4 protein-coding genes are annotated in these 4,678 nt (G+C 70.8%); all 4 read left to right on the top strand.

Annotated features, from left to right (window positions below; translation table 11 throughout):
- The coding region (locus G7A99_RS14815; protein ID WP_163141496.1) for a GGDEF domain-containing protein at positions 1 to 1,346 on the top strand (1,346 nt) is incomplete at its 5' end.
- Positions 1,347 to 1,450: 104 nt separating this feature from the next.
- A complete protein-coding gene (locus G7A99_RS14810; protein ID WP_018717864.1) occupies positions 1,451 to 1,912 on the top strand; it encodes a (2Fe-2S)-binding protein in 462 nt (153 codons plus the stop codon).
- A gap of 2 nt (positions 1,913 to 1,914) precedes the next feature.
- Positions 1,915 to 4,086: a xanthine dehydrogenase family protein molybdopterin-binding subunit gene (locus G7A99_RS14805; protein WP_163141493.1), complete on the top strand. Its 2,172-nt coding sequence runs from the start codon at positions 1,915 to 1,917 to the stop codon at positions 4,084 to 4,086.
- 69 nt (positions 4,087 to 4,155) lie between these two features.
- Entirely contained in the window at positions 4,156 to 4,437 is a 282-nt protein-coding gene (locus tag G7A99_RS14800; RefSeq protein WP_018717867.1) for a SelT/SelW/SelH family protein, read from the top strand.
- Positions 4,438 to 4,678 lie beyond the last annotated feature (241 nt).

Genomic DNA, 4,678 nt, shown 5'->3' with positions numbered 1-4,678 from the left:
ATGCCGCACGGCCCGTGGCGGGGCGTTACTTCGCGGTCGATCATCGCTTCGCCCCCGGCGCCGCCACAATCTATCTGCGGGTGGCGACCCCCGACCCGATGGTCGTGCCCCTTTATCTCGAGACCCCGGCGGCGGCTGCCGAACGGGACCTGGTGACCGGTTACGGCTACGGGTTCCTCTACGGCTTCCTGTTCGCCCTGGTGGCTTACAACCTGATGCTGTTCGCCGGGCTCCGGCAGGCCCGCTACGCCCTCTACGCCCTCTATCTCGGTGCCTTCCTGCTGATGAACCTCTCCTACACCGGTCACGGCTTCGCCTGGCTGTGGCCGCGGAGCACGGGCTGGGCGCAGTGGTCGAACCCGGTGCTGATGCTCGCCTACGCGACCACCGGGCTGACCTTCGCACTCAGTTTTCTCGATACCCGCGAGCATTTCCCGCGGCTGCGCCGGGCGGTGATCGGCTACATCGCCGTGGGTGCCGCGTCGATGCTCGCCGCCGTGACCGCCGGCTACCAGGCGGCGGCGCTGGTGGTGGCGTTCACCTTCATGATCGCGTTCACGGTGATCATGCTCGCCCTGGGGATCGTGTCCGTGCGCGCCGGTCTGCGTGCCGCGCGCTATTTCCTGCTCGCCGCGGTCTCGTCGATGATCGGCGCCGCGGTCACGGCGATGGCGGTATGGGGGTTCATCCCGTTCAATGCCTGGACCTACCGTGCCGTCGACATCGGCATGCTGGTCGACGCGACCCTGCTTGCCCTGGCGCTGAGCTATCGTTTCCGCGAGGGGCAGGCTCAGCGCGTCCGCGCGGAGCGGCTGGCACGCATCGACCCCCTCACCGGCGTCAACAACCGCCGGGCGTTCCACGATGTCAGCGCGCGGATCTGGAACCTGGCGGTACGCAACGCCCGGCCGGTGTCACTGGCGTTGATCGACCTCGACCATTTCAAGCAGGTCAATGACCGCTACGGACACACCGGCGGTGACGAGGCGCTGAAGGCGGTCGCCCGGGTGCTCCGTGCCAGTGTCCGGGATTACGACGTGCTCGCCCGCTGGGGCGGCGAGGAGTTCGTTCTGCTGATGCCCGAGACGGAGCTCGCCGAGGCCGTGGCGTTCGCCGAGCGCCTGTGCGCGGCGGTGGCCGCACACCGCGCTCACCATGGCGACGATATCATCGCGGTGACCGCCAGCGTCGGCGTCGCCGGCAAGGACCATCGCCATCGCACCCTCGATGACCTCCTTGCCGACGCCGATCGCAGCCTCTACGCGGCCAAGGATGGCGGGCGCGATCAGGTCCGGTTCGACGACGGCCGCGGCGTGGCCCGGGCCGGTGGCGGGCGCCGGGGGTGAGATGCGCACGGTGCTCGCGTTGAGGGCACCGTCTACTACACTGGGTCGTACGTTTTCGGACAGTTGCCACCCTTCGCGGTGGCCCGACCCGGAGAGAGAGCACTATGAGCATCACCCTCAAGGTCAACGGCAAGACCCACAGCGTGGACGTCGACGCCGACACGCCGCTGCTGTGGGTCCTGCGCGATGAGCTGCGGCTCACCGGCACCAAGTACGGCTGCGGGATCTCCCAGTGCGGCGCCTGCACCGTGCACCTCGACGGCAGCCCGACACGCTCGTGCGTGCTGCCGGTGCAGTCGGTGGGCGATCGTTCCGTCACCACCATCGAGGGGTTGGAGAGTCCGGCCGCCGCCGCGGTGCAGAAGGCGTGGGCGGAGATGGATGTCCCCCAGTGCGGCTACTGCCAGTCCGGGCAGGTGATGTCGGCGGTGGGGCTGCTCGAGCAGACGCCGCAGCCCGACGACGACGCCATCGACGGCGCCATGCGCGGCAACGTCTGCCGCTGCGCGACGTATCAGCGTATCCGTGCGGCCATCCATCGCGCGGCCGGCGAGCTGGAGGCGTGACCATGCAGCAGCCGTATTCACAGCCGTTCTCGCCGTCCCGGCGGCGCCTGCTGAAGGGGGCCGGTGCCGCCGGGGTGGGCCTCGTCATCGGTTTTCACTGGGGCCTTGGCGGTCCCCGCGCCATGGCGGCGGAGACGGAGAGCGGGGGCTGGGCCCCCAATGCCTTCGTGCGCATCGCCCCGGACGACACCGTCACGGTGATCTCGAAGCACATCGAGTTCGGGCAGGGTAGCTACACCGGCGTGGCCACCGTGCTCGCCGAGGAACTGGACGCGGACTGGTCGCGGGTGCAGGTTGCTCCGGCCCCCGCCAACGCCGAGCTCTACGGCAACGCGCTGCTCGGCGGTATGCAGGGCACCGGGGGCAGCACCGCGATGGCAAGCTCCTGGGACCAGCTGCGCCAGGCGGGGGCCACGGCACGGGCCATGCTCGTGGCCGCCGCGGCGGAGCGCTGGGGCGTGCCGGCGAGCGAGCTGAGCGTCGCCCAGGGCGTCGTCCGTCACGCCGGCAGCGGCCGCGAGGCGCGCTTCGGCGAGCTCGCGGAGGCCGCCGGGCGGCGCGAGGCGCCGAAGGAGGTTCGCCTCAAGGACCCGTCGTCCTTCCGCCTGATCGGCCACCGGGTGCCCCGGGTGGACGCCTCGGAGAAGAGCAACGGCGAGGCCCAGTTCACCCTGGATATCTACCTCCCGGACATGCTCACCGCGGTGATGCTGCGCCCGCCGCTGTTCGGCGCGACCCTGCGCTCGCTGGACGACAGTGAGGCCCGCAAGGTGCGGGGGGTGGTCGACGTGGTGCGCACCCCCCGGGGCGTCGCGGTGCTCGCGGAGGGCTTCTGGGCCGCCAAGAAGGGCCGCGATGCCCTCAAGGCGGAGTGGGACGACAGCGCTGCCGAGAAGCGGGGTACGGAGGCCCTGTACGAGGACTTCGCCGCCCTGGCCCGTGAGCCCGGCGCCACCGCGGAGGCCCACGGCGATCCCCAGGCCGCCATCGATGGTGGCACGCGGGTGATCGAGGCGGAGTACCGCTTCCCCTACCTCGCCCATGCGCCGATGGAACCGCTGGACGCGGTGATCCGCGCCACCGGCGATGGCTACGAGCTGTGGGCGGGCTCGCAGATCCCGACCATCGACCAGGGCGTGGTGGCGAAGACACTCGGCGTGCCCGCGGAGAAGGTGGCCGTGCACACGCAGTTCGCCGGCGGCAGCTTCGGCCGCCGCGCGACCCCCAACGGCGACGTCGCCATGGAGGTGGCGGGCATTCTCAAGGCCACCGATGGCCGGCGTCCGGTGAAGCTGGTGTGGACCCGCGAGGACGACATCCAGGGCGGGCGCTACCGGCCGCTGTTCGTCCACCGGCTGCGGGCGGCGCTGGACGACGACGGCCGGCCGGTGGCGTGGCAGCACCGCCTCGCCGGCCAGTCCATCATGAAGGAGATGGGCGGACTCCGGGACAACGGCGTCGATCCGGTCTCCGTCGAGGGGGCCGAGGATCTCCCCTATAGCTTCGAGCACTTCGCCGTCGAGGGGCACAACCCCGAGGCCGGCGTGCCGGTGCTGTGGTGGCGCTCCGTGGGCCATACCCACACCGCCTTCAGCACCGAGACCTTCATGGACGAGCTCGCCCACGCGGCGGGGGAGGACCCGGTGGCCTTCCGGCTCGCCCGGCTCGGCGATCACGATCGCCACCGCGGCGTCCTCGAGCTCGCCGCCGACCGTGCCGGCTGGGGCAAGCCCGTCCCGGAGGGCCGCGCCCGGGGCGTGGCCGTGCACAAGTCCTTCAACAGCTACGTCGCCCAGGTCGTGGAGGTCTCCAAGGGTGAGAACGGGCTGCCCCGGGTCCACCGCGTGGTCTGCGCCGTCGACTGCGGTGTCGCCATCAACCCGCACAACATCGAGGCGCAGATGCAGAGTGGCATCGGCTACGGCCTCGGTGCGGCGCTCTACGACGAGGTGGTGCTGGAGGACGGCCGGCCGAAGCAGGCCAACTTCGACACGTACCTGCCGACCCGGATGACGGACATGCCGGAGGTCGAGGTGCACATCGTCGACTCGGACGCCGCGCCCACCGGCGTGGGCGAGCCGGGGACACCGCCGGTGGCGCCGGCGGTGGCCAACGCCTGGTTCGCCCTGACCGGCGAGCGCGTGCGCCGTTTGCCGTTCCGACGTAATGGCTGAGCCCGTGTCGGCGCGGTTTTTCCGGCCTGGTGGTCTGCTATCGTGCGGCCCTCCGCCTGGAGGGCCGCCATGAATCACCACGTCCGTATCCGTTACTGCCCCCGCTGCGGCTGGCTCCTGCGGGCCGCGTGGATGGCGCAGGAGCTGCTCACCAGCCTGGGTGACGAGCTGGCGGAGGTCTCGCTGTGTCCGGCGGGGGCGGGGGTGTTCGAGATCGTCGTGGACGGCGAGTGCCTGTGGTCGCGCCGGGAGCAGGGCGGTTTCCCGGAGATCAAGGCGCTCAAGCGCCTGGTGCGCGACGCGGTGGCCCCGGATCGCGATCTGGGGCACACGGACCGCGGCGACGACTGACGTACGGCAATGCCGTTCCCCTGGCCGGGCATCCGCCCCGGCCGTCTTCGGAGGTCTCCGATCGGCAGCGGCATATCGTTTTCCCAACGGCATGGCGAGCCGGGTTTTCCCATTGCGGTATCGTTATTGCATCCCGTTCCGGGGCACCGGAATCAGGGAGTGATGGGATGATACAGCTCGACCGGGAGATGACCGACCTGGCCATGCGTCTGCGCCGGGGGCTGCGCGATCACGGTCTCGC

Source organism: Arhodomonas sp. KWT, from assembly GCF_010993615.1.
This window is presented reverse-complemented; position numbering and strand designations above follow the sequence as displayed.